This window comes from Micromonospora sp. NPDC053740, assembly GCF_040677775.1.
GTDB classification, from domain to species: Bacteria; Actinomycetota; Actinomycetes; order Mycobacteriales; family Micromonosporaceae; genus Micromonospora; species Micromonospora alfalfae.
This window is the reverse complement of record NZ_JBFASO010000007.1, coordinates 373467-400294: the sequence shown is the minus strand read 5'-3', so window position 1 is coordinate 400294 and position 26828 is coordinate 373467. Positions and strand designations below refer to the sequence as shown.

The 26828-nt window shown below is 71.6% G+C and carries 23 protein-coding genes; 11 read left to right on the top strand and 12 right to left on the bottom strand.

Translation table 11 applies throughout. The annotated features are described in order from the left end of the window. Window positions 1-28 precede the first annotated feature (28 nt). Complete coding sequence (locus AB0K35_RS20900; protein WP_238671639.1) at window positions 29-1450, bottom strand: DedA family protein; 1422 nt, start codon at window positions 1448-1450, stop codon at window positions 29-31. A 133-nt stretch (window positions 1451-1583) separates the two neighbouring features. Between AB0K35_RS20900 and typA the strand changes: the two genes are divergently transcribed. The 3 genes from typA to AB0K35_RS20885 all read left to right on the top strand — a co-directional run bounded on the left by typA (window position 1584) and on the right by AB0K35_RS20885 (window position 5194). After that, a complete protein-coding gene (gene typA / locus AB0K35_RS20895; RefSeq protein ID WP_091407975.1) occupies window positions 1584-3452 on the top strand; it encodes a translational GTPase TypA in 1869 nt (622 codons plus the stop codon). Between the two features lie 113 nt (window positions 3453-3565). Further along, window positions 3566-4417, top strand: coding sequence for a serine hydrolase (locus AB0K35_RS20890; protein WP_238671640.1), 852 nt, complete (start codon window positions 3566-3568; stop codon window positions 4415-4417). A 75-nt stretch (window positions 4418-4492) separates the two neighbouring features. Then, window positions 4493-5194, top strand: coding sequence for a lysoplasmalogenase (locus tag AB0K35_RS20885; RefSeq protein ID WP_363886914.1), 702 nt, complete (start codon window positions 4493-4495; stop codon window positions 5192-5194). Here the strand turns inward: AB0K35_RS20885 and AB0K35_RS20880 are convergent. Then, a complete protein-coding gene (locus tag AB0K35_RS20880; protein ID WP_363886913.1) occupies window positions 5163-5960 on the bottom strand; it encodes a tyrosine-protein phosphatase in 798 nt (265 codons plus the stop codon). The two genes, AB0K35_RS20885 and AB0K35_RS20880, sit on opposite strands and share 32 nt — an antisense overlap. A 44-nt stretch (window positions 5961-6004) precedes the next feature. Between AB0K35_RS20880 and AB0K35_RS20875 the strand changes: the two genes are divergently transcribed. Both AB0K35_RS20875 and AB0K35_RS20870 read left to right on the top strand, forming a co-directional pair. Then, the gene (locus AB0K35_RS20875) at window positions 6005-7102 is read left to right on the top strand and encodes a dipeptide epimerase (RefSeq protein ID WP_357361382.1); all 1098 of its coding nucleotides are present in this window, start codon (window positions 6005-6007) and stop codon (window positions 7100-7102) included. Window positions 7103-7161: 59 nt separating this feature from the next. Then, window positions 7162-8085 (top strand): NlpC/P60 family protein, encoded by a 924-nt coding sequence (locus tag AB0K35_RS20870; RefSeq protein ID WP_363886912.1) that lies wholly within the window; start codon window positions 7162-7164, stop codon window positions 8083-8085. 93 nt (window positions 8086-8178) lie between these two features. On the opposite strand, the gene AB0K35_RS20865 is transcribed toward AB0K35_RS20870, so the two are convergent. From AB0K35_RS20865 to pnuC, 3 genes are all read right to left on the bottom strand, one after another. Beyond that, window positions 8179-9177 carry a TerC family protein gene (locus tag AB0K35_RS20865; RefSeq protein WP_363886911.1) on the bottom strand — a complete coding sequence of 333 codons (999 nt, stop codon included), beginning with the start codon at window positions 9175-9177 and terminating at the stop codon, window positions 8179-8181. 312 nt (window positions 9178-9489) lie between these two features. Continuing rightward, window positions 9490-10614, bottom strand: a complete 1125-nt coding sequence (locus AB0K35_RS20860) for an AAA family ATPase (protein ID WP_363886910.1) — start codon at window positions 10612-10614, stop codon at window positions 9490-9492. Next, window positions 10611-11267 (bottom strand): nicotinamide riboside transporter PnuC, encoded by a 657-nt coding sequence (gene pnuC / locus AB0K35_RS20855; RefSeq protein ID WP_238671647.1) that lies wholly within the window; start codon window positions 11265-11267, stop codon window positions 10611-10613. Before pnuC ends, AB0K35_RS20860 begins: the two co-directional genes overlap by 4 nt. An 83-nt stretch (window positions 11268-11350) precedes the next feature. On the opposite strand from pnuC, the gene AB0K35_RS20850 reads away from it, so the two are divergent. Then, entirely contained in the window at window positions 11351-11644 is a 294-nt protein-coding gene (locus AB0K35_RS20850) for an antibiotic biosynthesis monooxygenase family protein (RefSeq protein ID WP_210785904.1), read from the top strand. A gap of 122 nt (window positions 11645-11766) precedes the next feature. On the opposite strand, the gene AB0K35_RS20845 is transcribed toward AB0K35_RS20850, so the two are convergent. The 4 genes from AB0K35_RS20845 to uvrB all read right to left on the bottom strand — a co-directional run bounded on the left by AB0K35_RS20845 (window position 11767) and on the right by uvrB (window position 16310). After that, the gene (locus AB0K35_RS20845) at window positions 11767-12624 is read right to left on the bottom strand and encodes a helix-turn-helix transcriptional regulator (protein ID WP_238671648.1); all 858 of its coding nucleotides are present in this window, start codon (window positions 12622-12624) and stop codon (window positions 11767-11769) included. Between the two features lie 196 nt (window positions 12625-12820). Beyond that, on the bottom strand, window positions 12821-13189 hold the full coding sequence (locus AB0K35_RS20840) for a VOC family protein (RefSeq protein WP_363886908.1): 369 nt from the start codon (window positions 13187-13189) through the stop codon (window positions 12821-12823). 120 nt (window positions 13190-13309) lie between these two features. Next, on the bottom strand, window positions 13310-14119 hold the full coding sequence (locus AB0K35_RS20835) for a helix-turn-helix domain-containing protein (RefSeq protein ID WP_363886957.1): 810 nt from the start codon (window positions 14117-14119) through the stop codon (window positions 13310-13312). An 82-nt stretch (window positions 14120-14201) separates the two neighbouring features. Further along, window positions 14202-16310: an excinuclease ABC subunit UvrB gene (gene uvrB / locus AB0K35_RS20830; RefSeq protein ID WP_238671650.1), complete on the bottom strand. Its 2109-nt coding sequence runs from the start codon at window positions 16308-16310 to the stop codon at window positions 14202-14204. A gap of 206 nt (window positions 16311-16516) precedes the next feature. On the opposite strand from uvrB, the gene AB0K35_RS20825 reads away from it, so the two are divergent. Next, the gene (locus tag AB0K35_RS20825; RefSeq protein WP_363886905.1) at window positions 16517-18418 is read left to right on the top strand and encodes a hypothetical protein; all 1902 of its coding nucleotides are present in this window, start codon (window positions 16517-16519) and stop codon (window positions 18416-18418) included. Between the two features lie 4 nt (window positions 18419-18422). Here the strand turns inward: AB0K35_RS20825 and coaE are convergent, their stop codons facing one another. Further along, window positions 18423-19604, bottom strand: coding sequence for a dephospho-CoA kinase (gene coaE, locus AB0K35_RS20820; RefSeq protein ID WP_238671668.1), 1182 nt, complete (start codon window positions 19602-19604; stop codon window positions 18423-18425). 381 nt (window positions 19605-19985) lie between these two features. Further along, on the bottom strand, window positions 19986-21497 hold the full coding sequence (gene rpsA / locus AB0K35_RS20815) for a 30S ribosomal protein S1 (RefSeq protein WP_112582670.1): 1512 nt from the start codon (window positions 21495-21497) through the stop codon (window positions 19986-19988). A gap of 396 nt (window positions 21498-21893) precedes the next feature. Between rpsA and AB0K35_RS20810 the strand changes: the two genes are divergently transcribed. Genes AB0K35_RS20810 through AB0K35_RS20795 form a run of 4 tightly spaced genes read left to right on the top strand, consistent with a single transcriptional unit; the run spans window position 21894 to window position 23949 of the window. Then, complete coding sequence (locus AB0K35_RS20810) at window positions 21894-22700, top strand: class I SAM-dependent methyltransferase (RefSeq protein ID WP_238671652.1); 807 nt, start codon at window positions 21894-21896, stop codon at window positions 22698-22700. Between the two features lie 57 nt (window positions 22701-22757). Beyond that, entirely contained in the window at window positions 22758-23360 is a 603-nt protein-coding gene (locus tag AB0K35_RS20805; RefSeq protein ID WP_238671653.1) for a Uma2 family endonuclease, read from the top strand. Window positions 23361-23396: 36 nt separating this feature from the next. Further along, window positions 23397-23615, top strand: a complete 219-nt coding sequence (locus AB0K35_RS20800; RefSeq protein ID WP_363886902.1) for a DUF2945 domain-containing protein — start codon at window positions 23397-23399, stop codon at window positions 23613-23615. Next, the gene (locus AB0K35_RS20795) at window positions 23602-23949 is read left to right on the top strand and encodes a DUF3140 domain-containing protein (RefSeq protein ID WP_308193575.1); all 348 of its coding nucleotides are present in this window, start codon (window positions 23602-23604) and stop codon (window positions 23947-23949) included. Before AB0K35_RS20800 ends, AB0K35_RS20795 begins: the two co-directional genes overlap by 14 nt. 165 nt (window positions 23950-24114) lie before the next feature. Here the strand turns inward: AB0K35_RS20795 and polA are convergent, their stop codons facing one another. Next, window positions 24115-26814, bottom strand: a complete 2700-nt coding sequence (polA, locus tag AB0K35_RS20790; RefSeq protein ID WP_238671655.1) for a DNA polymerase I — start codon at window positions 26812-26814, stop codon at window positions 24115-24117. Between the last annotated feature and the right edge of the window lie 14 nt (window positions 26815-26828).

Here is a 26828-nt window from a genome sequence, read left to right as displayed (position 1 = left end):
GCCTCCCCCGTGTGACTGTCGCCGCACCCTAACAAGGTTCGACCGGGCGGCGTTGCCCCTGCGACGGCCGCCGGGGGGCCTGGTCCACCGGGGGCTGACCATTGTCCACCGCCCGGTCCCGGGTCGCCCAGGCGACCATGAACACCACAGTCCACAGCACCCCGAGCAGCACCGCCGCGGCCGTCCCGCTCGCCGTGTCCAGTCCGAGGTAGAGCCGCGCGCCGCCGATCCCGAGCACCCCCGCCGCCGCGGCGGTCCAGGCGGCCACCGCCACCGGCCAGCGGGCGCTGCGCGACACCAGCCAGGCCAGGGTGCAGAAGCTCGCCGCGACCACAGCGTTCTGGGTCGAGAGCGCAGCCGCCTCACCGCCGCCCGGGGCGGTCCCGTTCGGGCCGGTCAGTTCGGCCACCACCGCCAGCACCACCAGCGGCACGAACGCGCCCACCGTGCCGACCACGCTGAGCAGGTCCGCCCGCCAGGGTCGGTTCCGCCACGCCAGCACCGCCGCCACCAGCGCCACCAACAGAATCAGCACCGACCCGCGTACCACCGACACCACCACCAGTGTGGCGTCGGCGGCGTCCGGGGTACGCCGAGCCGCGAACCACCCGGCGATGGCGCCGTCCAGCGCGGCCAGCCCACTGTTGCGGACCGCCACCGCGAGCAGACCGGCGATGGCGAGCCCGGCGGCGAACAGCAGCAGCAACCCGGCGGCCAGATTGAGCAGCAGCGTCCAGGCCGGGCCGATCCGCATGGCCACCAGGAAGAACAGCACCCCGTAGCGGGCAGTGAGCCACCGCACCGGAGGCAGCGCGCCGGCCCGGGACAGCAGCGCGCGCACCGGGTCGGGGTTACGGCCCAGCCACCGACCCACGAGCACCACACCCACCAGGCCGGCCAGCAGCAGGAACGCCACCCCGGTGGCCCGGCCGAGAAGGCGGGAGACAGTGTCGTACGACTCACCGGCGAGGTGACCGAGTAGCACCGAGCCGCCCACCCAGGTCACCACCCCGGCCAGGTTCCACAGGGCGAACCGCCGGTACGGCATGCCGGCCGCACCGGCCAGCCGAGGCACCAGGGTCCGGGCGAAAGCCACCCATCGGGCGGCGAACACCCCCCGCCCACCGAGGCGGGCGAGCATGGCGTCGGCCCGGGCCCACCGCTGCGGCCCGACCCGGTGCCCCAGCCCGGCGCGCAGCCGGGAGCCGTACCGCCGTCCGGCCCGAAAGGCCAGGCCATCGCCGAGGACCGCCGCGACGATCATCGCGAGCAACGCCGGCCCGAGCCGCAAGGTACCGTTGTAGGTGAGGAAACCGACCAGCAGCAGGGTAGCCTCACCCGGCACGAGCAGGCCGAAGATCACCGCGGTCTCGCCCGCCACGATCAGCGCGGCGACCAGGTAGATCCACAGGGTGGGCAGACCCTGCACCCAGGTCAGCAGGTCGTGCACTCAGGCCCCCGGGACACGGGTGCCAGCATGCCAGCCGGGGGAACCACCGGCACAGCCGTTTCACCATAGATCAGGGGCACCTGGGGGTGACCCCGACGCAGCCTGCGCGAGCGCAGGCGGAAGGATAGAGGGTATGCAGCTTCGCACCGACCTCCGCAACGTCGCCATCATCGCTCACGTCGACCACGGCAAGACCACCCTGGTCGACGCCATGTTGCGGCAGGCCGGCGCGTACGGCGCACGCGGCGAGAACACCGAGCGGGTGATGGACTCCGGTGACCTGGAGCGGGAAAAGGGCATCACGATCCTGGCCAAGAACACCGGTGTGCGTTACCTGCCGGCGGACGGCTCCGACCCGGTCACCATCAACATCATCGACACCCCCGGCCACGCCGACTTCGGTGGCGAGGTGGAGCGCGGCCTGACCATGGTCGACGGCGTGGTGCTGCTCGTCGACGCCAGCGAGGGCCCGCTGCCGCAGACCCGCTTCGTGCTGCGTAAGGCGCTGCGGGCCCGGATGCCGATCATCCTGGTGATCAACAAGGTGGACCGTCCGGACGCCCGGATCAAGGAGGTCGTGGACGACACCTACGAGCTCTTCCTCGACCTGGACGCCGACGAGGAGCAGATCGACTTCCCGATCGTCTACGCCTGCGCCCGCGACGGCATCGCCTCGCTGACCCAGCCCGCCGACGGCTCGGTGCCCGACGACAGCACCTCACTGGAGCCGCTGTTCCGCACCCTGCTGGACACCATCCCGGCACCCTCGTACGAGGAGGGCGCGCCGTTGCAGGCCCACGTCACCAACCTGGACGCCTCGCCGTTCCTCGGCCGGCTCGCGCTGTGCCGGGTCCGCCAGGGCACCATCAACAAGGGTCAGACGGTGGCCTGGTGCCGCACCGACGGCAGCACCCAGCGGGTCCGCATCTCCGAGATGCTGATGACCGAGGGCCTGGAGCGCACGTCGGCCGAGACCGCCGGCCCGGGCGACATCATCGCCGTCGCCGGCATCCCCGAGATCATGATCGGTGAGACCCTCGCCGACGTCGAGAACCCGGTCGCGCTGCCGCTGATCACCGTTGACGAGCCGGCCATCTCGATGACCATCGGCACCAACACCTCGCCGCTTGTCGGCCGGCTCAAGGGCTCCAAGGTCACCGCGCGGATGGTCAAGGACCGGCTCGACAAGGAGCTGATCGGCAACGTGTCCCTGCGGGTCCTGCCCACCGAGCGGCCGGACGCCTGGGAGGTGCAGGGCCGCGGCGAGCTGGCGCTGGCCATCCTGGTCGAGCAGATGCGCCGGGAGAGCTACGAGCTGACCGTCGGCAAGCCGCAGGTGGTCACCCGGGTGATCGACGGCAAGACCTGCGAGCCGGTCGAGCGGCTGACCATCGACGCCCCGGAGGAATACCTGGGCGCGATCACCCAGCTCCTCGCCACCCGCAAGGGCCGGATGGAGCAGCTGGTCAACCACGGCACCGGCTGGATCCGGATGGAGTGGCTGGTGCCGGCGCGCGGCCTGATCGGCTTCCGCACCGAGTTCCTCACCGACACCCGGGGCACCGGCATCCTGCACCACGTCTTCGAGTCGTACGAGCCGTGGTTCGGCGAGCTGCGCACCCGTAACAACGGTTCGCTGGTCGCCGACCGGGCCGGCGCGGTCACCGCCTTCGCGATGACCAACCTTCAGGAGCGCGGTCAGCTCTTCGTCGAGCCCACCACCGAGGTGTACGAGGGCATGATCGTCGGGGAGAACTCCCGCTCCGACGACATGGACGTCAACATCACCAAGGAGAAGAAGCTCACCAACATGCGGCAGTCGACCTCTGACGAGACCGAGAAGCTGGTCCCGCCGCGCAAGCTCACCCTGGAGCAGGCCCTGGAGTTCTGCCGCGAGGACGAGTGCGTCGAGGTCACCCCGGCCACTGTGCGTATCCGCAAGGTGGTGCTCGACCAGCAGCTGCGGGGCCGGGCCACCGCCCGCCGCAAGCACGCCGGCTGATCTCACCAGCACCCGACACCGGGCGCGTCGGCCGCTTGCGGCCGGCGCGCCCGTCGTCTTTCCCCCGACGGGTACGCGAGCCCGCCCCCGCTTGATCCGCTACGGTCACCGGCATGACCTGGGATGATCTCGACGCCCACCTGGACCAGGTGCCCGGCACCGTCTCCGCGTACGTGGGGCGGCCCGACGCGCCGCCGACCTGGACCCGTCACGCGGACGCCGGCCACTACGCCGCGAGCACCATGAAGGTGGCGGTGCTCGCCGCGCTGCACCGCGCCGCCGAGGCAGGCACCCTGGACCTGGACGCCCCGGTCCCGGTCGTCAACGACTTCGACTCCGCCCAGCCCGGCGCACCTCGGTTCGCCAACGCGAAGCCCTACGACAACGACGACGCGGTCTGGGACCGCATCGGCGGCACCGCGTCGCTGCGCTGGCTGGCCGACCGGATGATCGTGCGCTCCAGCAACCTCGCCACCAACCTCGTCCTCGGCCACGTCGGGCTGCCCGCGGTAGCCGAAATCTGGGCGCTCGCCGGCGCCCGCAACAGCGTCACCGGCCGCGGCATCGAGGACTTCGCCGCCCGTGAGGCCGGCATCACCAACACGGTCACCGCCGCCGATCTGGCCGCCCTGCTCGGTGCCCTGGCCACCGGGGCCGACACCCCCGGCCCACTCGCCTCACCGGCCGCCTGCGCCACCATGCTGGACGTCCTGCTCGCTCAGGAACACCGCGAGGACCTCGCCGCCGGACTGCCTGCGGGCACCCGCATCGCGCACAAGAACGGTTGGGTACACGGCGTCCGCCACGGCGCCGGCCTGGTGCTGCCCGACGACGCCCCGCCGTACCTGATCGCCGTCTGCACCACCACCGAACTGGCCGGGGGCGACGACCAGGTCGAGGACGACGCCTGCCTGCTGCTCGCGCACATCTCGGCGCAGGTCTGGGCGGCCCGCCACCAGCTCTGACCCGACAGCCTCGGCGGCGAGGACAGCGCCGCAGACTGCGGCTACGCTGCTCGCACCCCCACCCCGGAGCCGCCGATGCCCCGCAGTCGCACAGTGCTGATCGCCTTCCTCGTCGTGACGGCGGCGAACCTGCTGGCCAACGCCACCGGCGGCGGCCTGGCCTTCCTGCTCACCAAGCCGCTGCTGATGCCGCTGCTGGCCGCGTACCTGTGGCGGGTCAGCGCCGAACGCGCGGCCCGACCGGACCGGCTGCTGCTCGCCGCGCTGGCATTCGCCACCGGCGGCGACGTCGCCCTGATGATCGACGGCACCTACTGGTTCCTCGCCGGCATGGCCTGCTTCCTCGGCACGCACCTCTGCTACCTCGCGGCCTTCACCCGACACGGCGCGGCTACCGCGCTGCGCCGCACGCCGCTGGTCGCCGTCCCCCTGGGGTACGCGATGCTGACCGTCATCGCCCTCACCTGGATGTGGAACGGGCTCACCGACGCCGGGCTGGCCGTACCGGTGGCCGGCTACGCGATCGCGCTGGCCGCCATGGCCAGCACCGCCACCACCCAGGGCTGGCGGGTCGGTCTCGGCGCCGCGCTCTTCCTCGGCTCCGACCTGCTGATCGCCGCCGGGGTGGCAGAGGTGGCCCAGCCACCCGGCGCGCCGGTGCTGGTCATGGCGACCTACGCCGCCGGCCAGGCGCTGATCGTCACCGGTCGGGCCGCCCGCACCAGCACACCCACCGACGCACCTGTCACTCCAGCAACTGCGCCCGCAACTCCCTGAGGTCGACGTCGGTGAGCCCCAACCCGTCGCGCAGGTACGCGTCGAACGAGCCGTGCACCCGACGCACCTCGGCGTAACCGGCGTCGAGGTACTCGGCACGGACCTCCAGCACCGGCAACACCGCGTCGACGTCCACCTCGGGGTTCCGCCGGCGCATCGCCTCGACGATCACCGCTCGCAGGCTGTCGGTCAGTGCGTTGTTGCGCAGGTAGTCGGCGCGAATGGCCGCCTCGTCGACCCCGAGCGCCGTCAGCAGGATGACGGTCAGCCACCCGGTGCGGTCCTTGCCGGCGGAGCAGTGGTAGATCAGCGGCAGATTTTCCGGCCGGGACGCCAGCCGCACCGCCTCGGCGAAACCGACCCGCGCCGACTCACCGGTGACGAACCAGCGGTAGATCGCCGCCATCGCCCCCGCCGTGCCCTGCCGGGCCAGCTCCGCGTACGCGTTCAGGTCGTGACCGAGCAGCACCGCCGAGACGTACGTGAAGACCGGGTGCTCGGCGTCGTGCACCGGCAGGCGCACCACCCGTGGCTCACCGGCGAACCTGTCCTCCGGCGCGACCGCGATCTCCGAGCCGTCACGCAGATCCACCACGCACGCCGGCCCCAGCTTCGCCAGCACCGGTAGGTCCTCGTCGGTCAGCCGTCCCAGCGCCGGGGTGCGGATCAACTGGCCGACCCGGACCCGCCGCCCGTCCGCGCCGACGAGCCCGCCCAGGTCACGCGCGTTCGGTGCACCCACCAGCTCCCAGCCCTGCCCGGTCATCCGGTCTCCCCTCCCACCGTGAACCTCCGTATAGGGTGCCTCACATGACGATCTCGGCGGTACGCACCCACCGGGTTTCCGCCCCCTTACACACCCCGTTCGTCACCGCGCTGCGTCGTACCACCACAGTGGACACGCTTGTCGTCGAGCTCGTCGACAGCGACGGTCGGTCCGGTTTCGGTGAGGCGCCGCAGGTCTGGCAGGTCACCGGCGCGTCGGTCGCCGGCGCGCAGGCGTGCGTCCGCGAGCTGCTCGGCCCACAGCTGGTCGGCCGTGACCCGGACGACCTGGTGACCCGTTGCGCCGAGGTGCAGCGCGCCGTGGTCGGCAACGAGGCGGCGAAGGCGGCGGTGGACGTCGCCCTGCACGACCTCGCCGCGCGGCGACTGGGCGTACCCCTGGTGCGGTTGCTCGGGGGCACCACGCTGCGGGTTCCGACGGACGTCACGCTGGCGGCAGGCGATGCGGTGGACCTGGCGACAGCGGCACGACAGCGGCAGGCCGACGGCTTCGGCGTGCTCAAGTTGAAGGTCGGCACCGACGCGGCCGGTGACCTGGACCGGGTGCGCGCGGTACGGGCGGCCGTCGGCCCCGGCACCCGGATCCGGCTGGACGCCAACCAGGGCTGGACGCCCCGGGAGGCGGTCCGGGTGATCCGCGGCATCGAGGACGCCGGGCTCGACGTGGAGCTGGTCGAGCAGCCGGTGGCCCGCTGGGACCTGGACGGGCTGGCCTGGGTCAGCGACCGGGTGTCAGTGCCGATCCTGGCCGACGAGGCGGTCTTCGGGGTCCGGGACCTGGTGGAGGTGATCCGCCGCCGAGCCGCCGACCTGGTCAACGTCAAACTGGCCAAGTGCGGTGGACTGCACCCGGCCCGTACCCTCCTCGACCTGGCCACCGCGCACGGGCTCGGCACTGTGGTCGGCTCGATGATGGAGAGTCAGGTAGGCATCGGGGCGGCCGCGAGCCTGGTCGCCGCGTACGGCACCACAGCGGTCCCCGACCTGGACGCGGCCTGGTGGCTGGCCTGGTCACCGGTGCAGGGTGGCATCCGTTACGACGGGGCGACAGTGGTGCTGCCGGACTCCCCTGGCCTGGGCATCTCCGGCATCGCTGAAGCAAAAGTGCAGGCTCGTGGTTGATGGCCGTCGGTTTCTTTCATAGGGTTCCCCAGGACAGCCGACACGATCTGGGGGTTGACGTGGAGCTGCAACCGGGCCGCGAGGCCGTCGTCCGGGTCGCCGTGGCGACGCTGTGGACCTCCCCCGAGGCAGTCCGCCCGGTCGACCGTCCGGCGCTGACCGCCGGCGCCGACATTCCGACCTGGGTCTCGGGCCTGGACACCGACCAGCAGGTCGGCGACTGTGTGCTGAGCCAGCTCCTGCTCGGCGAGCGGGTCCTCGTCAGCGAGCTGCGCCCGGACGGCTGGGCCCGGGTCGTCGCCGTCGAACAACCAGCCGCCAAGCTTGATCCCCGCGGCTATCCGGGCTGGCTCCCCGCCGAGCAGCTGGCCGTTCTCGACCCGACCCACACCAGCACCGACCACCCGCTGGTGGTGGACGCCACTGTCACCGGGCTGCACGCCACCCCGAACGGGCCGGTGGTGCTGCCCGGCGTCGTCGTCGGCACCCGGCTCGTCCCGGCCGGCCCCGCGCTCGACGACTGGCGGCCGGTGCACGTCCCCGGTCGGGCCACCCCGCTCTGGCTGCCCGACCGCCACCTGGTGCCGTCGGCGGCCGCGTCGCCGGCCGCCGCGCAGGCGCTCGCGGTGGCACAGCGCCTGCTGAACGTGGTCTACATCTGGGGCGGTCTCTCCGCGCACGGCATCGACTGCTCGGGGCTCGTTCATCTGGCCTGGCGGCGGTTCGGGGTGCTGCTGCCGCGCGACGCCGACGATCAGGCCGTGGCCACCACTCGGCTGTCGTTGGGCGCGGAACGCCCCGGCGATCTCTACTTCTTCGCCCGACCCGGCCGCAAGATCCACCACATCGGCATCGTCACCGCCGCCCCCGGCGAGGGCGGCCAGCGCCGGATGCTGCACGCCTGCTACCGGCGGCGGCGGGTCATCGAAGAGGAACTGCCGGCCGACCGCACCGCCACGCTGGTGGGCGCGCACCGGGTCTAGCGCAGATCGGAAGTGTCTGCCCCCGAGGCGGCAGCACTTCCGGAGCACGCCCCGCACCGGCCGGGCGCGTGTCCGCACCCGGCCGGTGACCGGTCAGTGTCGGGCGTCGGTCAACTCGCGACGCCGGTCCCGGGAGGACTTGATCAGGCTGGCGGCGGTGGCGATGCCCAGGGTGCCGATGATGACCAGCAGCGACAACCAGATCGGGATGTGCGGCGCCCAGCCGACGTGCTCGCCACCGTTGATGAACGGCAGGTTGTTGTCGGCCAGCGCCTCCAGCACCAGCTTGACCCCGATGAACCCGAGCACGACGGCCAGGCCGTAGCTCAGGTAGATCAGCCGGTCCAGCAGGCCACCGAGCAGGAAGTAGAGCTGCCGGAGGCCCATCAGCGCGAAGACGTTGGCGGTGAAGACCAGGTACGGCTCCTGGGTGATGCCGAAGATCGCCGGGATCGAGTCCAACGCGAAGATCAGGTCGGTCGTGCCGATCGCGATCATCACGATCAGCATCGGGGTGAACAGCCGCCGCCCGGCCGCGTGGGTGGTGAGCTTCGCGCCGTCGTAGTCCTTCGAGATCGGCAGCGCCTTACGGCTCCACCGGATCAGCACGTTCTCGGAGAACTCGTCCTCGTCCGGCTCACCCTGCCGGGCCAGGTTCACCGCGGTGTAGATCAGGAACGCGCCGAAGATGTAGAAGACCCAGGAGAACTGCGTGATCAGCGCCGCGCCCGCGGCTATGAACCCGCCGCGCATCACCAGCGCCAGCACTATGCCGACGAGCAGCACCTTCTGCTGGTACTGCCGAGGCACACCGAAGCGAGCCATGATGATCACGAAGACGAAGAGGTTGTCCACCGAGAGGCTGTACTCGGTGAGCCAGCCGGTGTAGAACTGGCCGGCCGCGCTGGCCCCGGAGGCCAACCAGACACCCGCGCCGAAGAGCAGGGCGAGACCGACGTAGAAGGCGACCCAGAGGCTCGACTCCCGCACACTCGGCTCGTGCGGGCGCCGACCGATGATCAACAGGTCGACGAGCAGGACCGCAGTCAGTGCGACAAGCGTCCCCGCCCACACCAATCCGGACACGTCCAACGTTCATTCCTCCGGCAGACACGCGGCGTCGGGCACACCGTACGCCCCTGCGGGAGCCGGCGTGCCGCTGTCGCTCACTCTGGTGACTGTCGGAGGTCTCTTCCGCCGTCGCCCCGGACAGGGGCGGCGACCTACGGGGCCGGGTCGGGCACCGTGGTTCCGGCGATCGACCGTGCTGACGACTCCGTTGCGGGGGAATACTCCCCTCCTCGGTGACCATTCTTGCCCACCACGCCCCGTGATCACACCCCGGGCGTCCGGTGGCGCTGGACACCGCCCGACGCGTCACACCGGCTAGGGCTTCCTAGGAGGCTAGTGCACGTCTGGTGCGGCGATCGGGTCGGCGAGCGACCAGCCGCCGGCGAGCAGGTCGTCGCAGGCCCGCACCGCTCGGGCCAACCGATCGGCGTGCGGCCCGGCCAACTCCACCACCGGCACCCCGCACCCGGCCAGCTCGGCCCGGAAGCGCTCGGTCATCCAGGCCCGCAGGTGCTCACCGTCGCGCAGCCCGTCATCGGTGAACGGCACGCCCCGGTGATCCGTCAGCAGATACAGCGCCGGACGGCGTGCCGCCGCCCGCACCTCCTCCGACGCGCTGCCCAGGTAGCGCTCCTCCCACACCGCGGTCGCCCGCGCGTCGGTGTCGCAGACCAGCAGCGGCCCACTCGACCGGGCCGCCGCGTCCTCGGCCGCCTGCTGCTCGCGCACCACAGCGCGGAAGTCGTCAGGGTCCCAGGCGACGTCGAAGACTGTCGCCCCCGGCGTGCGTTCCCGCAACCGGGCCAACTTGCGAGCCGTCAACTCCCGGCCGTACTCCGGCACCCAGGACGTGCCGTAGTGCCGGGCGAGCGCCGCCGCCATCGTCGTGGTCCCTGTCGACTCGGCCCCGACCACCACCACCCGCCGGACGAACCACGCCCGCACCGGCGGGCTCAGCCACCGCCAGTGACCCGCCGGGTCCGCGCGCACCGCAGTCCCGGACACCGGCACTGTCCGCCGGTCCGGATCCACCGACACGGGTACGGCGTGGAAGCGGCGCGCCAACTCCGCGCCGTACGCCTCGGAGGAGAAGACCGCGTCCACCGACGCGGACCCGACGGCCTCGCGGAACACGGCGCAGTGCGCGTCCCAGACCGTCGGATCGGCGTAGTCCACCGGGTGGTCGTCGTACCGGCCGACGAAACGGACCCACGGCGTGTCCGCGTGCACCTCCCGCAGCCAGTCGAGGCGCAGCGGGAGCGCAATGGACTCCCGACGCGAGGGCGCCACGACGACTGTCACCTCGGCGCAGCGGGCGGCGGCGGCCCGGATCAGCGCGTGGTGCCCGGCGTGCGGTGGATAGAACTTGCCCACCACCATCCCGTGCCCGAACTCCGCGGCGGCCGGACGCGCCGGCCCGCGTGGCGCCGGCGCACGGCCGGATGTCTCGGCGTTCACACGGCGACCGGGGCCGGGCCGGGCGGGACCGCGGCCGGCCGGGCGGCCCGACGCAGATCGGCGCGCCAGGCCCGCAACCCGAGTACGCACAGGGCGAGGAAGACCAGGTAGAGCACGGCCGTCAGGTGCAGCCCCTTGTACGCGTACAGCGGGATGTAGATCAGGTCGGCGGCGATCCAGAGCCACCAACTCTCCACCCGCTTGCGGGTCTGCCCGTACGTGGCCAGCAGGGACAGTGCCGTTGTCACCGCGTCCGGCAGCGGCACCGTCGAGTCGGTGGCCCGGTCCAGCAGCACCCAGAGCGCGCCGGTGAGCAGCAGCCCGGCGGCGGCCAGCACCAGCCACTCCCGCCGCCCCGTCCGGCTGACCGTGAGCCGGGTACGCCGCTCGCCCCCGAACAGCCAGTGCCACCAGCCGTAGCAGCCGAGCGCGACGTAGACGACCTGGAGCCCCGCGTCGGCGTACAACCCGGCTGTCCAGAACAGCACCATGAGCAGCAGCACGTTGGCGATGCCGATCGGCCAGTTGGCGATCTTCTGTCGGGCCACCAACCACACGTTGAGCACACCGGTCACGAACCCCAGCAGCTCCGCCCAGGTGGTGCCCGTACCGGCCACCCGAAACGCGGTGCCGGTGAGCCAATCGATGATCACGACACAGACCCTAGGGGTGTCGCCGACATCGGAACAGACCCCGCGACGCCGACTGCCCCGACAGCCGTGGGAGGCTGTCCGACATGGTGCTTGAGGTCGCGCTGATCGACGTACTACCCGGACACGAGGACGCGTTCGCCGCCGCGTACGCCGAGGGTCACCCGGTGCTCGCCGGGGCGACCGGCTGCCGGTCGGTGCGGATGACCCGAGGAATCGAGTCGCCGACCCGCTTCGTGCTGCTGGTGGAATGGGACTCGGTCGAGGCGCACGAGAAGAACTTCCGGGCCACCGAACGGTTCGACAAGTGGCGGGCGCTGATCGGGCCGCACTTCGCGGGACCGCCCGTTGTCGAACACTTCCTCGACGTACCGGCCTGAGCCGAGCTGTCGTACCCCACGGTTATCGTGCCGGACGCACGCGCCGGCCGCCGGTCCCGACGGGCTCGGGGGCGCCGGGCCCGGTGGCCGCGCGGCGCGTCACCGTCGGCACCCCTCAACCGTTACTCACCGACGCGGCGGGCCAGCACGGTCACCGTCTCCTCCGGTGACAGCGCCGCGGCCAGCAGCGCCGCCGTCATCCGCTCGTAGCGGTCCACGTCGAGCACGGTGGCCAACCGGACGTCGGTGGTCAGCGCCTCGAGCATGACGGTGCGCGGGTCCGCCGGGTCGGGAAAGGCGTAGCAGGAATACGGCGTGAGCGGATGCAGCCCGCCACCGGCCGCCCCGCGTGGCAACAGCCGCACCGTGACGTGGGACAGGCCGGTCACCGCGACCAGATGACGCAGCTGTTCACGCCAGACCGCCACCGGCAGGTCACCCGGGTCGCAGACGGCCTCGGCGAGTACGGCCGTGTAGCGCGGCGGGTAGGCCCGCCGAAGCACCTCCTGCCGCAGTGCCCGTGCGCGCACCTCGGCCTCCACATCGACCTCCGGCGTGAGCTGGGCGCCGGCCGCGACCAACACCCGGGCGTACGCGGGCGTCTGGAGCAGCCCCGGAACCACCGACGGCTGGTACTCGACGATGTCGGCGGCGCCCGCCTCCAACTCGGCGTAGGTGCGCTGCCGTTCGCTCATCTCGCCCAGCGTCTTCCACCAGCCTCGACTGGTCGCCGCGTCCCGGGCGATGACGATCAGCGCCTCCCGGGCGGGCGTGGGCACCTTGTAGACATCCAGCAGATCGAGCACGTCGGCGAGGTCCGGGCGACTCTGACCCAGCTCGATGCGGGACAGCTTCGACGTCGAGGCCCAGCCCAGCCGTTCGCAGACCTGCTCCAGGGTCAGCGACTCGCGCCGACGGAGTTGGCGCAGCTCTGCGCCGAGACGTGCACGTCGAATGACAGGACTTGTTGGCAGCGGCATCCCGGCCTCCCCACCGAGGGAGACTACGCAGGACGATCACCCAGTGCAATAGCTCGCTCGCACACCGCAATCAGGGCATTCGCCGCCGCCGGCCGGCCGGGCCAGCCCGAGCACACCATTTCCGCAGGTCAGTACGGTCCAGAGCCGCTGAGGCTGATCCCGGCGGGCCACCCCTCCCCGGTCGGCGTGGCCGGGGTCAGGGTCGGTAGGTGCCGAAGGACCAGACGTTGCCGGCCAGATCGCGGGCTGCGTAGTCCCGGGAGCCGTAGTCGGTGTCGAACGGCTCGCGGATGATCTCGGCGCCGGCGGCGCGGGCCTGGGCGCAGTGGGCGTCGACGTCCGGGACTGCCACGTAGACCGACCAGTCGTCGTCGGCCGGCCGGGGCCGGGCGTCGGCCCGACCACCGAGCATGATCATGCCGGTGTCGAGGACCAGCTCGGCGTGCGCGACGGTACCGTCCGGCGCCTCGTGCACGGCATGCACCCGGAAACCGAAGGCGGCACCGAGCCAGTCGATCGCGATGCGCGGATCGGGATAGCGGAAGATCGGATAGATGGTTCGCATGACCCATTCTGTGCGCGGCGGCGCGGATCCGGATTGGACGAATGTGACCTCGGCGGGTCACCGACCCGGCTCCGGTCGGCTCAGCGGGTCACCGACCCGGCTCCGGGCGGCCGGCGGTCGTCAGGGGCCGGAGAGCAGCGCGGCCGGTGTGGCCCCCGCGAACTCGTGGAAGTCCCGGATCAGGTGGGACTGGTCGTAGTAGCCGCAGCCCGCAGCCACGGCGGCCCAGTCGACTCCCCGCCCGGCCCCGCCGGCCTGGCTCGACGCGGCGTGAGCCTGCTGAAAACGCAGCAGCCGGGCCGCCATCTTGGGCGGCAGCCCGACCTCCCGCCGGAACCGGGACGCGAGGTGCCGGCGGCTCCAGCCCAACTCGTCGGCGAGCACACCGACGCTCCCCCGCCCACCGCTGGCGGTCAGCCACCGCCACGCCCAGTCGAGCCGCGGGTCCACCGGCGGGGACGCCGCCAGCCGGGCGGCGAGCACCCGGTCGAGCAGGTCGAACCGTTCCGGCCAGCCGGGGGCCTCCGCGAGCCGGCCGCGCAGCCGATCCAGCCAACGGCCCGGGAGCTGCCCGACGCCGACGGCCCGATTGGTCAACTCACTCAGGGGCAGACCGAGGAGCCGGCGGGCGGTCAGCGGGGCGAGCACCAACTCGACGCCCTCCCCCACACCCACGGTGCGCGTGGTGCACCAACTGTCGAAGGTGCCGGCCACGAACGAGTCGACGGCGGTGACGCCACGCGACGCGCTGCGCGGGTCGGTCACGTCCAGCGGAGCGCCCCAGCCCAGGATCAGCACCACGAAGACGCCCGCCGACTCCCGGCGGACCAGTGGCACGTCCGCCCGTTCCCGATAGCCCACGTACCTGTCGATGAACGGACGCAGGCTGGCGTCGGGCAGCCCGAGGACCATCTCGCCGATCGGCGCCACCGCCGTCAACAGTGCCCGCCCTTCGCGTGCCCCGGTCGGCCGGGCCCGAGCGGTGCGCTGCGGGGGGCCGACCGGGTGGCCGTCACTTCACGCCGGCGGCGTCCATGCCGCGCAGCTCCTTCTTCAGGTCGGAGACCTCGTCGCGGATCCGGGCCGCCAACTCGAACTGGAGCTCGCGGGCGGCGGCCAACATCTGGTCGTTGAGCTCCTGGATGAGCTGGGCGAGGTCGGCGCGGGCCATCCCCTCCCGTGAGGTGGTGGTCGCGGCGGACCGGCTCCGGCTGCGGGTCTCCTTGACCGGCGCCTTGCCTCGGGAGAGCTGACGCACCGCGCCGCCGACCCGGGAGTTCTCGGTGTCCTCCGCCTCGCGGTAGATGTCGTCGAGGATGTCGTGGATCTTCTTACGCAGCGGCTCCGGGCTGATGCCGTTCGCCTCGTTGTGCGCGATCTGCTTGGCCCGACGCCGATCGGTCTCGTCGATCGCCGCCGCCATCGACGGGGTGATCTTGTCGGCGTACATGTGCACCTGACCGGAGACGTTACGGGCGGCCCGCCCGATGGTCTGGATCAGCGACCGGCCGCTGCGCAGGAAGCCCTCCTTGTCGGCGTCGAGAATCGCCACCAGCGACACCTCGGGCAGGTCCAGACCTTCCCGGAGCAGGTTGATGCCGACGAGCACGTCGTAGTCGCCCTTGCGCAGCTCACGCAGCAGCTCCACCCGGCGCAACGTGTCGACCTCCGAGTGCAGGTAGCGCACCCGGATGCCGTTCTCCAGGAGGTAGTCGGACAGGTCCTCGGCCATCTTCTTGGTGAGTGTGGTGACCAGCACCCGCTCGTCCCGGTCGGTCCGCAGCTTGATCTCGTGCATCAGGTCGTCGATCTGACCCTTGGTCGGCTTGATCACGACCTCCGGGTCGACCAGCCCGGTGGGGCGGATCACCTGCTCGACGAACTCGCCCTGGGCCTGCTCCATCTCCCACGTGCCGGGGGTCGCGGAGAGGTAGACCATCTGGCCGACCCGCTCCAGGAACTCGTCGAAGCGCAGCGGCCGGTTGTCGGCCGCGCTGGGCAGCCGGAAGCCGTGGTCGATGAGCATCCGCTTGCGGGACGCGTCGCCCTCGTACATGCCGCCGATCTGCGGGATGGTCACGTGCGACTCGTCGACCACTGTGAGGAAGTCGTCGGGGAAGTAGTCGAGCAGGGCGTGCGGCGGGCTGCCGGGCAGCCGCCCGTCCATGTGCATCGAGTAGTTCTCGATGCCGGAGCAGAAGCCCACCTGCCGCATCATCTCGATGTCGTAGGTGGTGCGCATCCGCAGCCGCTGCGCCTCCAGCAGCTTGCCCTGCCGCTCCAGTTCGGCGAGACGCTCGGCCAGCTCCACCTCGATGTCACGGATCGCCCGTTCCATCCGCTCCGGACCGGCCGCGTAGTGGGTGGCCGGGAAGATCACCAGCTGGTCGACCTCGCGGACCACGTCACCGGTCAACGGGTTGAGGTAGTAGAGCTTCTCCACCTCGTCACCGAACAGCTCGATCCGGATCGCCAGCTCCTCGTACGCCGGGATGATCTCCAGCGTGTCGCCGCGGACCCGGAAGGTGCCCCGCTGGAAGGCCATGTCGTTGCGGGTGTACTGGATGTCGACCAGCCGGCGCAGCAACTGGTCGCGGTCGAGCTCCTGCCCGACCTGCATCTTCACCGCCCGGTTGAGGTACTCCTCCGGGGTGCCCAGGCCGTAGATCGCCGAGACGGTGGCCACCACGATCACGTCGCGGCGGGTGAGCAGCGACATCGTCGCCGAGTGCCGCAGCCGCTCCACCTCCTCGTTGATCGAGGAGTCCTTCTCGATGTACGTGTCGGTCTGCGGGATGTACGCCTCGGGCTGGTAGTAGTCGTAGTACGAGACGAAGTATTCGACGGCGTTGTGCGGCAGCAGCTCGCTGAACTCCTTGGCCAACTGCGCGCAGAGCGTCTTGTTCGGGGCGAGCACCAGGGTGGGGCGTTGCAGCCGCTCGATCAGCCACGCGGTGGTGGCGCTCTTGCCGGTGCCGGTCGCGCCGAGCAGCACCGTGTTGCGGTCGCCGCGTCGCACCCGACGCTCAAGCTCATCGATGGCCGCCGGTTGGTCGCCGGCCGGCTGAAAGTCACTGACGACCTGGAAGCGGCTGTCCAGCCGGGGAATGTCGAGCGCCATGCCGTCAACGGTACGCCGGAGGTCCGACAGGAACGGCCGTCACGCCAGGTACGTGATCGGCTTCAATATTCCCATTGTGTGGCCCATGTCACCGGGACTACCCTCTTCATGTAGGCCGCTCGCGGCGGCCGACCGGGCCGGTGGCCAGGCCAACATCACGGCCGGTCGCCCCCGGCACTGCGGTCGCAGCACCCGGCTCGTCCGGCGTGCGCACCCGTGTGGTCGCGCTCGAGGCGCAGACCGGCCGCCGCGAGCGCCCCTGCTCGTCACCCCGATGCCTCCCCGCCCGTTTCATCTCCGTGGACACCTCTCCGACCCCGGCGCCCGACGCCGCCCGCACCGCGACGCCCCGACCGGAGGCCGGCAGCCCCGGCAGTGGCCCGGCCAACGGCAGCGGGCGGCACCGCACCGGCTCGGCCGTTGGCGCCTCGGCGTCCGGCCGAACCAACGACATCAAGAACATGTCCAAGGCCGGCCGAACCAACGACACCGGGAACAGGTCCACAGCCGGCCGGTCCGCCGGCGGCGCGCGGCGAGCCACCGCCGGCCGCAAGACCGCCGAAACGCGGCGGGCCGCCGCCGAGCGAAGCCTCGCGGAGAACCGCGACACCACAGGACGCGACGACACCCCGGACACCGTCGACACCAGCGACACCGCCGGGCCGCCCAGGGCCGGCCGTCGTCGACGTACGGTGCTGCTGTTGCTCGGCCTGACGGCGGTGACGTCCGCGACGGCGCTGGTGCTCGGGCTGTTGAGCTGGGCGCCCGACCCGCCCGAGCCGGCCCGGCCGCTGACAGTGACGGAAGGCGAGCGGCTGGCCGCCGTGCGGGTCACCAACCTGCGGGACCTGCGCGCCGGCGTACGGGTCACGGCCGGCACCGACGCCGCCCGAATCGAACTGGTGGGCTGGGTGGACTGGTCCCGGTCACTGCTCTACCTCGACGTGGGCGGGCCGGGAGCGGGCGCCGAGCGCGGGCTGTTGCAGAAGAGCGGTCCGGTGCTGGTGATCCGGCCCGATCCGGCGGCGGTGCCGACTCCCGCCTCCCCACCACTGATGCCCCCGGCGGACCGGTGGCGGCTGCACCGACTGGCACCCGGGGCGCACCTGGCACCGGTGCTCGACCTGCTCCTCGATCTTGCCGCCGACCGGCCGGACACCACGACCCGGACGGCGCCGTCCGACGGGGCGCGCTGGATCGCCCGGGAGACAGTGCCGGCCGGCCCACTGGACGTCATACAGGCGCCACTGCCCACCGGCGCGCCGGCCGCCAGCACGGCCATCGGCACACCCAGCGCCGCGATGCCCGCCCCGGACGGGCAGACCCGGTACTGGCTCGATCAGGATGCCCGGCTGCACAAGCTGGTGACCCGGCTGCCCGGCGCGGGTCCGGTCACGATGATCTTCAACCGCGCGGACCGGCCGACACTACGACCGGTGGACGCGCTCGGCGGCCGCCCCGGTCTCCCCCGCGCGCTGACCGACGCCGAGCAACGTCGGCTCGACCGGCTGCCGGCCCGGCTCCGCGCCCACGGCGGTGCCACTGTGACGCTGACCGCACCGGTGGGCACGGACACGAACCTGCGGGGCGCCGGCTGGCTGAGCTGGACCGCGGGCACCGCGTACCTCTCGGTCGCCGACCTGGGCGTACCAGATCGCCGGACCCTGCTGCGCCGCGACGCCGCCGGTCTGGCCCGGGCGGACCTGCCGGCGGCCGATGCCGGTGGCGGCACCGCGGAGGCGCCGGCCCGGCCGCCGCTGCCGCCCCCGGCCGGGGGATGGCGGGTCTCCCGGTCCGCCCGAGACGACCTGAGTGTGCTGGTCGACGCCGCAATCGCCGCCGGGTCGGTCGGGCAGCGCGGCGCGGCCGTGCGGGTACGTGAGGACGTTGCCGCCGGACGCGCCGTGGACGTCATCGAGTCGGGTCCGGCCGGCGCGCGGCTGCGTTACTGGCTCGACCGGGACGGGTCGCTGCGCCGGCTCGAGTTGCAGACCGACGGCGGCGCGTGGGCACACCTGGATCTCTGGCCCGCCGTCGTGCCCCGACTGGCTGCCAACCCTCGGCCGCCCTCCCCTCGGTCTCCGACCCCTCGGCCGGGTGCCCGCTGATGCCTCAGGGGTGCCAGCCGGTCTGCGCGGCCCACTGCTCGGCCCGCAGGTACTCCTCGTCGAACCACGGGTTGCGGGCCGTGCCGGAATCGCCGGCCTCCGGTGCCGCGTCGACCAGATCCCGCTTGAGCAGCAGGTACGTGGCCCGCTGATCCGGATCGGCACGCAGGTGATCACGCATCAGCAACGCGTACCGCCAACCCGGTGAATCGGCCACCCGCACGTGCAGACGAACCGGGCGGGCCGGGTCCGCACTGCCGTGCAGCCGCTTCTCCCACCGGCCCCGGCCGGCCGGGCGCGGGTCGTCCCACCAGTGCCCCGGCACCCGCGGAAACCCGGCGCTCGCCAGCCGATCGGCCAACGGCCCGTCCGCGTCGGCGAGGCTGGCGACCGCCACCTGCACGTCGATGACGTTCTGGGCGGCCAGGCCGGGCACCGCCGTCGAACCAATGTGATCGATCCGGAGGGCATCCGAGCCGAGCGCGTGCTGGATCCGGGCGGCCAGCCGCGCGTACTGCTGCGGCCAGCTCGCGTCGGCCCCGGCCCGCTCGGCCGCGTCCGGCGGGACCACCCGCCGCTGGCGCAGGTTGTCCTCGTAGGGCACCAGCCGCTGCTTCCAGAGCCTGTCGACGGCGTCGTGCAGCGCCGTCAGGCTCCCGTCGTTGGTCAGCACCACGTCCGCGGCCGCCCGGCGGCGGGCGTCGTCGGCCTGCGCGGCGATCCTCCGCTCGGCCTCCGCACGACCCATCCCCCGGTCGCGCGCCAGCCGCTCCAGTCGCGTCGACACGGCCGTCTGCACCACGACCACCAGGTGGTACGTCGGCGCGAGACCCACCTCGACCAGCAGCGGTACGTCGTTGACGACTATCGCTTCGGGTGCCGCCGCAGCGGTCAGCTCCGCTGTGCGGGCCCGGACCCGGGGGTGGGTGATCGCCTCCAGCCGACGGCGGGCGGTCTCGTCGGCGAACACCACAGCTCCCAGTGCGGCACGGTCCAGTGCCCCGTCGGCGTCCACCACCGCGTCGGAGAAGGCTGCGACGATCTCGGCCAGCCCGTCCGTCCCCGGTGCCACCACCTCCCGGGCCACCCGGTCGGCGTCGATCAGCACCGCGCCCCGCTCGACGAGCCGCGCGGCCACCGCGCTCTTGCCTGACCCGATCCCGCCGGTCAACCCCACCTTCAGCACCCGAACAGTCAACCGGATCGACGTTCCCGCCGCCAAACCCGCCCACGTTCACGCGCACGTTCACGCCCACGCCCACGCGCACGCCCACACCCACACCCACACCCACGCCCACGCCCACGCCCACGCCCACGCCCACGCCGGCATGATCGTGCTCGAACCAGGATGTAGTGGTGTGCGGTGGCCGGGATGCCACTGCAACATGGATCGAGCGCGATCTTGGCCGTCCGTACGGGCCACCGGCCGGCCGCCTGGTGCGCCGCACCCGCCGCGGCTCAACGCGGGGCGCACCTCGCCACCCGAGGGCGGACCGCGGGTACGGCGAAGGCCCCGCCCCCAGCGATCCGGAGATCGCGGGGACGGGGCCCGTCGTCGTTCAGCGGGTCACTTACCGCCGGCGAGCTTCTCCCGCAGTGCGGCGAGCGCCTCGTCGGTGGCCAGCGTGCCGGCCGGCTCCTCGGCCTGCCGGCTGGGGGCCGGGCTGGACGAGGAGGTGGTGCCACCGCCACCGCCGCCGCCAGCGGCCGGAACGGCCGGGGTCGGGTTGGCGGCAGCCTCGGCGTCGGCGGCCCGAGAGGTCTGCACCTGCTTGGTGTGGGCCTCCCAGCGCAGACGAGCCTCGGCGTACTGGTTCTCCCAGGTCTCGCGCTGCTTGTCGTACCCCTCGAGCCACTCGCCCGTCTCCGGGTCGAAGCCCTCGGGGTAGATGTAGTTGCCCTCGGTGTCGTACGTCGCGGCCATGCCGTAGAGGGTCGGGTCGAAGTGCTCCTCGCCCTCGACGAAGCCCTCGTTGGCCTGCTTGAGCGACAGCGAGATCCGGCGACGCTCAAGGTCAATGTCGATGACCTTGACCATGACCTCGGAGCCAACCTGGACGACCTGCTCCGGGATCTCCACGTGGCGCTCGGCCAGCTCGGAGATGTGGACCAGGCCCTCGATGCCGTCGTCCACGCGGACGAACGCACCGAACGGAACCAGCTTGGTGACCTTGCCCGGCACGATCTGCTGGATCGCGTGGGTGCGGGCGAACTGCCGCCACGGGTCTTCCTGGGTCGCCTTCAGCGACAGCGAGACCCGCTCGCGGTCCAGGTCGACGTCCAGGACCTCGACCTCGACCTCCTGGCCCACCTCGACGACCTCGGACGGGTGGTCGATGTGCTTCCAGGACAGCTCGGAGACGTGCACCAGACCGTCGACGCCGCCCAGGTCCACGAAGGCGCCGAAGTTGACGATCGAGGACACGACGCCCTTGCGGACCTGGCCCTTCTGCAGCTTGTTGAGGAACTCGGTGCGCACCTCGGACTGCGTCTGCTCCAGCCAGGCCCGGCGGGACAGGACCACGTTGTTGCGGTTCTTGTCCAGCTCGATGATCTTGGCTTCGAGCTCCCGCCCGACGTACGGCTGCAGGTCGCGCACACGACGCATCTCGACCAGGGACGCGGGCAGGAAGCCGCGCAGCCCGATGTCGAGGATGAGGCCGCCCTTGACCACCTCGATGACCGAACCGCGGACGACGCCGTCCTCGTCCTTGATCTTCTCGATCGTGCCCCAGGCCCGCTCGTACTGTGCCCGCTTCTTGGAGAGGATCAGACGACCCTCCTTGTCCTCCTTCTGGAGGACCAGGGCCTCGATGTGGTCGCCAACCGTCACAACCTCGGCGGGGTCCACGTCGTGCTTGATCGACAACTCCCGAGAGGGGATGACACCCTCGGTCTTGTAGCCGATGTCGAGCAGGACCTCGTCCCGATCGACCTTGACGACGGTGCCTTCGACAATGTCGCCGTCGTTGAAGTACTTGATGGTCTCGTCGATCGCGGCGAGGAATGCCTCCTCGGAACCGAGATCGTCGTGGGTGACCCGGGTGGCGCTCGAGGGGGCCTCGATGCTGCTCGTCATGTGGGCGGTTGCTCCGGTCGGTGGGTTGTCACAGCAGGCTGGTGTGTCGCAGTGACCTGTTCGCGCCAGCGGATCCGTCGCCGGGCACACCGAACGATCGCCTAGTGAGATCATGATGTGGCTCCGTCGACCGCGCACCTGCTCCCTGCCGAGGCAACGCGATCCGCGAGCGCATCGTCTAGCCTACCGTGCGCATTACCACAGCGTGCAAGCCCTCCCGGCTTCTCTTCGTGCGATGACCTGCGAAAGCCGAACAATCGCCCGGAAAAGACCCCTGCTGTCTCCTGCGTCACAACGGCCCCTCCGGCCCCGCCGCCGCGCCCGCCCGCGAGGAGTCGCGTGGATCGTGGACGCGCCGCCGTACCCGATGGGGTGGGAGGGGCCTAGCGTGAGCGCGTGGATGACGACAGCCGGGTTACCCGGCGCCGGGTGGGTGACGCCGAGGCCCGGCGCGCCAACCGCGGCTGGTGGGACACCGACGCCGACGACTACCAGGCCGAACACGGCGCGTTCCTCGGCGACGTGGACTTCGTGTGGTGCCCCGAGGGCCTGCGCGAGGCCGACGCCCGGTTGCTCGGCGACGTGTCGGGGCGGCGGGTGCTGGAGGTGGGCGCCGGCGCCGCGGCCGCCGCCCGCTGGCTCGCCACCCAGGGTGCCCGGCCGGTCGCCTTCGACCTGTCCGCCGGCATGTTGCGGCACGCCGCCGAGGCCGCCGACCGCACCGGGGTACGCGTACCGCTGGTGCAGGCCGACGCGCTCGCCCTGCCGTTCGCCGACCGGTCGTTCGACGTCGCCTGCACCGCGTTCGGCGCGATCCCGTTCGTGGACGACTCGGCGGCGCTGCTCGCCGAGGTGCACCGGGTGCTACGCCCCGGCGGCCGATGGGTGTTCTCGGTGACCCACCCGATGCGGTGGATCTTCCTCGACGACCCCGGCGAGGGCGGCCTGACGGCAGTGCACTCGTACTTCGACCGCTCCCCGTACGTGGAGCAGGACGAGAGCGGCGTGGCCACCTACGTCGAGCAGCACCGCACCCTCGGCGACCGGATCCGCGAGCTGGTCGGCGCCGGGTTCCGGCTGCTGGACCTGGTGGAGCCGGAGTGGCCGCAGGGACACGAGGGGATCTGGGGGCAGTGGAGCCCGCTGCGCGGACGACTCTTCCCCGGCACCGCCATCTTCGTCACCGAGAAGCCCGCCGGGTGAGCGCGCCGCACCCGTTGTCCGAGGTGCGAGCCATCGATCGCCGGTAGGCTCGGCCCCATGAGCGCCGAGCCCATCCCGACATCACCTGGCCCCTGGTGTCCGGACCCGATGCGGCAGCAGCGTGCCGACTACACGCTGGAGGACCTGCTCGCTCTGCCGGACGACGCCCCCCGCGTCGAACTCGTCGACGGAGTTATCCAGGTGACACCCTCCCCCACCCTGGGCCACCAGAACATTTCCAGCCTGCTGTGGCTCTGGCTGCACAACCACGCGCCGCAGCACCTCGGCGCTGCCCAGGCCATCGGTGTCAAGCTCAGCCACAACACGAGCCGACAGCCCGACGTGCTGTTACACCGGGCCGACGTGGCGTCCGCTCACTCCATCCTGCGGCCCGCCGACGTCGTTCTCGCCGTCGAGATCGTTTCGCCGGGCACGCGACGGATCGACCGGTTCGCGAAGCCGGGTGAGTACGCCGCCGCCGGCATCCCGTTCTACTGGCGGATCGAGCAGGACCCGGTGCACGTGTACGCGTACCGGATCGGCGATCGGGTGGGGCCGGGCGGTGAGCGGCAGTACGAGCTGGTCGCCGACGGCGCCGACGTGATCGAGCTGACCGAGCCGTTCGACATCAAGCTGCCGGTCGCCGAGATCACGCCGTAGTCGTTTCGGCTTGGCCGCCCCGGGTAGCCGAGGGCCATGGCCGAACCGAGATTTCACAAGGGCGACCATGTCTCCTGGTCGGCCCACGGCAGCCGCGCGTACGGCGTGGTGCAAGGGACGATCACCGAGCGGACGCGGATCCGCGGGCGGGCCGTGAACGCGGCCCCTGACGACCCGCAGTACCGGGTCCGCAGTGGCGGCACGGGCCGCGACGTGGCCCACCGGCCCGAGGCGCTGCGCCATGAGCAGAGGTGACGACGGCCGGGACACCTACCGGGAGTTCACCGAAGCGGTGAACATGAAGCCCGGTGAGCTGTCCACATGGCTGGAGACCGACGAGTCGAAGCAGGTCGGCTGGCACAAGGGTGGTCGTGCTGGTGGCGGCGAGTCCGTCGGACACGAATCCGGGCGGAAGATCATCAATCTGCTCCGCCGCAAACGCGGTGACCTGTCCGACGGCGACTACAAGCACATGCGCAAGGTCGTCGGCTACGTGCGCCGGCACATGGCGCAGCGCCCCGCTGGCAACGTTCGCGACACCAAGTGGCGTTGGTCGCTCATGAACTGGGGCCACGACCCCCTGAAGTAACCGGCTGGTCCAGCAGGACCAGCACTACCACCCTGATTCGACATGTCACGGCCGCGACCAGGGCAACCCGGTCAGGGGTTCCGGGGCAGCCCGACCCACGCAGGGGTCAAGCCTGACCGCACGGAGTGGGTCGGGCTGCCCCGGAACCCCCACACCGCAACCACATCAGTGGTCGGCGCTGTTCCAGTCCCGACCCAGACCGACGGACACCTCCAGCGGCACCGACAACGGGTACGCCCCGCCCATCTCCTGGCGGACCAGGGCCTCCAACGACTCCCGCTCACCGGGCGCGACCTCGAAGACCAGTTCGTCGTGCACCTGCAACAGCATCCGTGAGCCCAGCCCAGCCTCGCGGAGCGCGGTGTCGACGTGCAGCATCGCCACCTTGATGATGTCGGCGGCGGAGCCCTGGATGGGGGCGTTGAGCGCCATCCGCTCCGCGATGTCCCGGCGCTGCCGGTTGTCGCTGACCAGGTCGGGCAGATAACGGCGTCGGCCGAGGATGGTGGAGGTGTAGCCGTCCTGGCGGGCCCGGGCGACCACCTGCTGGAGGTAGTCGCGCACCCCACCGAAGCCGGCGAAGTAGTTCTCCATCAGCCCGCGTGCCTCTTCGGTGCTGATGCTGAGCTGTTGGGACAGGCCGAAGGCGCTCAGGCCGTACGCGAGGCCGTAGTTCATGGCCTTGATCTTGCGGCGCTGGTCGGGGGTGACATCGCCGAGCGGCACCCCGAAGACCGACGAGGCGGTGGCGGCGTGGAAGTCGGCGCCGGAGTTGAACGCGTCGATCAGCGCGTCGTCCGAGCTGAGGTGCGCCATGATGCGCATCTCGATCTGGCTGTAGTCGGCGGTGAGCAGACACTCGTAGCCGTCTCCCACCACGAAGGCCCGACGGATCCGACGGCCCTCCTCGGTGCGGATCGGGATGTTCTGCAGGTTGGGCTCGGTGGAGGAGAGCCGACCGGTGGCCGCCACTGTCTGGTTGAAGGTGGTGTGGATCCGGCCGTCGTCGGAGACCGACTTCAGCAGCCCGTCGACTGTCGACTTCAGCTTGGCAACGTCCCGGTGACGCAGCAGGTGGGCAAGCACCGCGTGTGGCTGCTGCGCGTAGAGCCACTGCAGGGCGTCGGCGTCGGTGGTGTAGCCCGTCTTGATCTTCTTGGTCTTCGGCAGACCCAGCTCGGTGAAGAGGATCTCCTGCAACTGCTTGGGCGAGCCGAGGTTGAACTCCCGACCCACCGCCTCGTACGCGCCCTGCGCGGCGGCCTTCACCTCGGCGGCGAAGTGGGCCTCCAGCTCCGAGAGATAGTGGGTGTCGGCGGCGATGCCGGTGCTCTCCATGGTGGCCAGCACCCGCATCAACGGCAGTTCCACGCCGGCCATCAGCCGGGCGGACTGCTCTCCGTCGCGGGACAGCTCGGCGTCGATAGCGTCGGCCAGGTCGAGGGTGGCACGGGCCTGGAGCATCAGGTTCTGCTCGACCACCCCCTCGTCGCCGAGGCCGTCGAGCGTGAGCTGGCCGGACTCCGGGACGTCCACCCGCAGCTCCCGGTGCAGGTAGCGCAGCGCCAGGTCGGTCAGGTCGTAGGACCGCTGATCGGGGCGGGCCAGGTACGCGGCGATCTGGGTGTCCCGGACGATGCCGGCGAGCTGCCAGCCGTGCGCGGCGCAGGCCAGCACGGCCGGCTTGCTGTCGTGCAGCACCTTGGGGCGCTGCTCGTCGGCCAACCAGGCAGCCAGGGCGCCCTCGTCGGTCGGGTCGAGCCTTGCCGGGTCGACCCAGGCCGCCGCGCCACCGGCGGTGGCCAGCGCGAGACCGGTGATCGAGGCGGTGTGCCGGCGGTTGGGGCCGGTGTCGAGTTTGACCGCCAAGCCGACCGGGGTGCCGCTCGGAACGTGCGTGGTCAGCCACCCGGCCAGCGCGCCGGGCTCGGTGAGCACCTCGCCGGTGAGGTCGAAGCCGGACTCGGCCTCCGGCTCGACCGCCTCCAGGTACTGGTAGAGACGGTCGCGCAGGATGCGGAACTCCAGGGTGTCGAAGACCTGGTGCACCGCCTCCCGGTCCCAACCCGTCCAGCGGCTGTCCTCCGGGCGCAGCGGCAGCTCCAGGTCGGAGACGAGACAGTTGATCTCGTAGTTGCGGATCACGTCGGCGAGCCGCTCCCGCAGGCTGTCGCCGGCCTTGCCCTTGATCTCGTCGGCCCGGGCGATCACGCCCTCCACCCCGCCGTACGTGGTGATCCACTTGGCCGCGGTCTTCGGGCCGACGCCCGGGATGCCGGGCAGGTTGTCACTGGTCTCGCCGACCAGCGCGGCGAGGTCCCGGTACTGCTGTGGCGGAACGCCGTACTTCGCCTCGATCGCCGCCGGGTCCATCCGGGCCAGGTCGGAGACGCCCTTACGCGGGTAGAGGACGGTGATCTGATCGTCGACAAGTTGGAACGCGTCGCGGTCACCGCTGCTGATCAGCACCGACATGCCCTGGTCGCGGGCCTGGGAGGCGAGCGTGGCGATGACGTCGTCGGCCTCGAAGCCCTCTTTCTCGACCACCGGGATCTGCAGCGCGGCCAGGACCTCCTTGACCAGGCTGACCTGGCCCTTGAAGTCGGTCGGGGTCTCACTGCGGCCGGCCTTGTACTCCGCGTATTTGTCGGTGCGGAAGGAGTGGCGGGAGACGTCGAAGGCCACGACGATGTGGGTGGGCTGCTCGTCGCGCAGCACGTTGATCAGCATCGAGGTGAAGCCGTACACCGCGTTGGTCGGCTGCCCCGTCGTGGTGGAGAAGTTTTCCACAGGCAGGGCGAAGAACGCCCGGTATGCCATGGAATGTCCGTCAACGAGAAGCAGGCGCGGTGTCGTAGCTGTCACGGCAGCGACTCTAG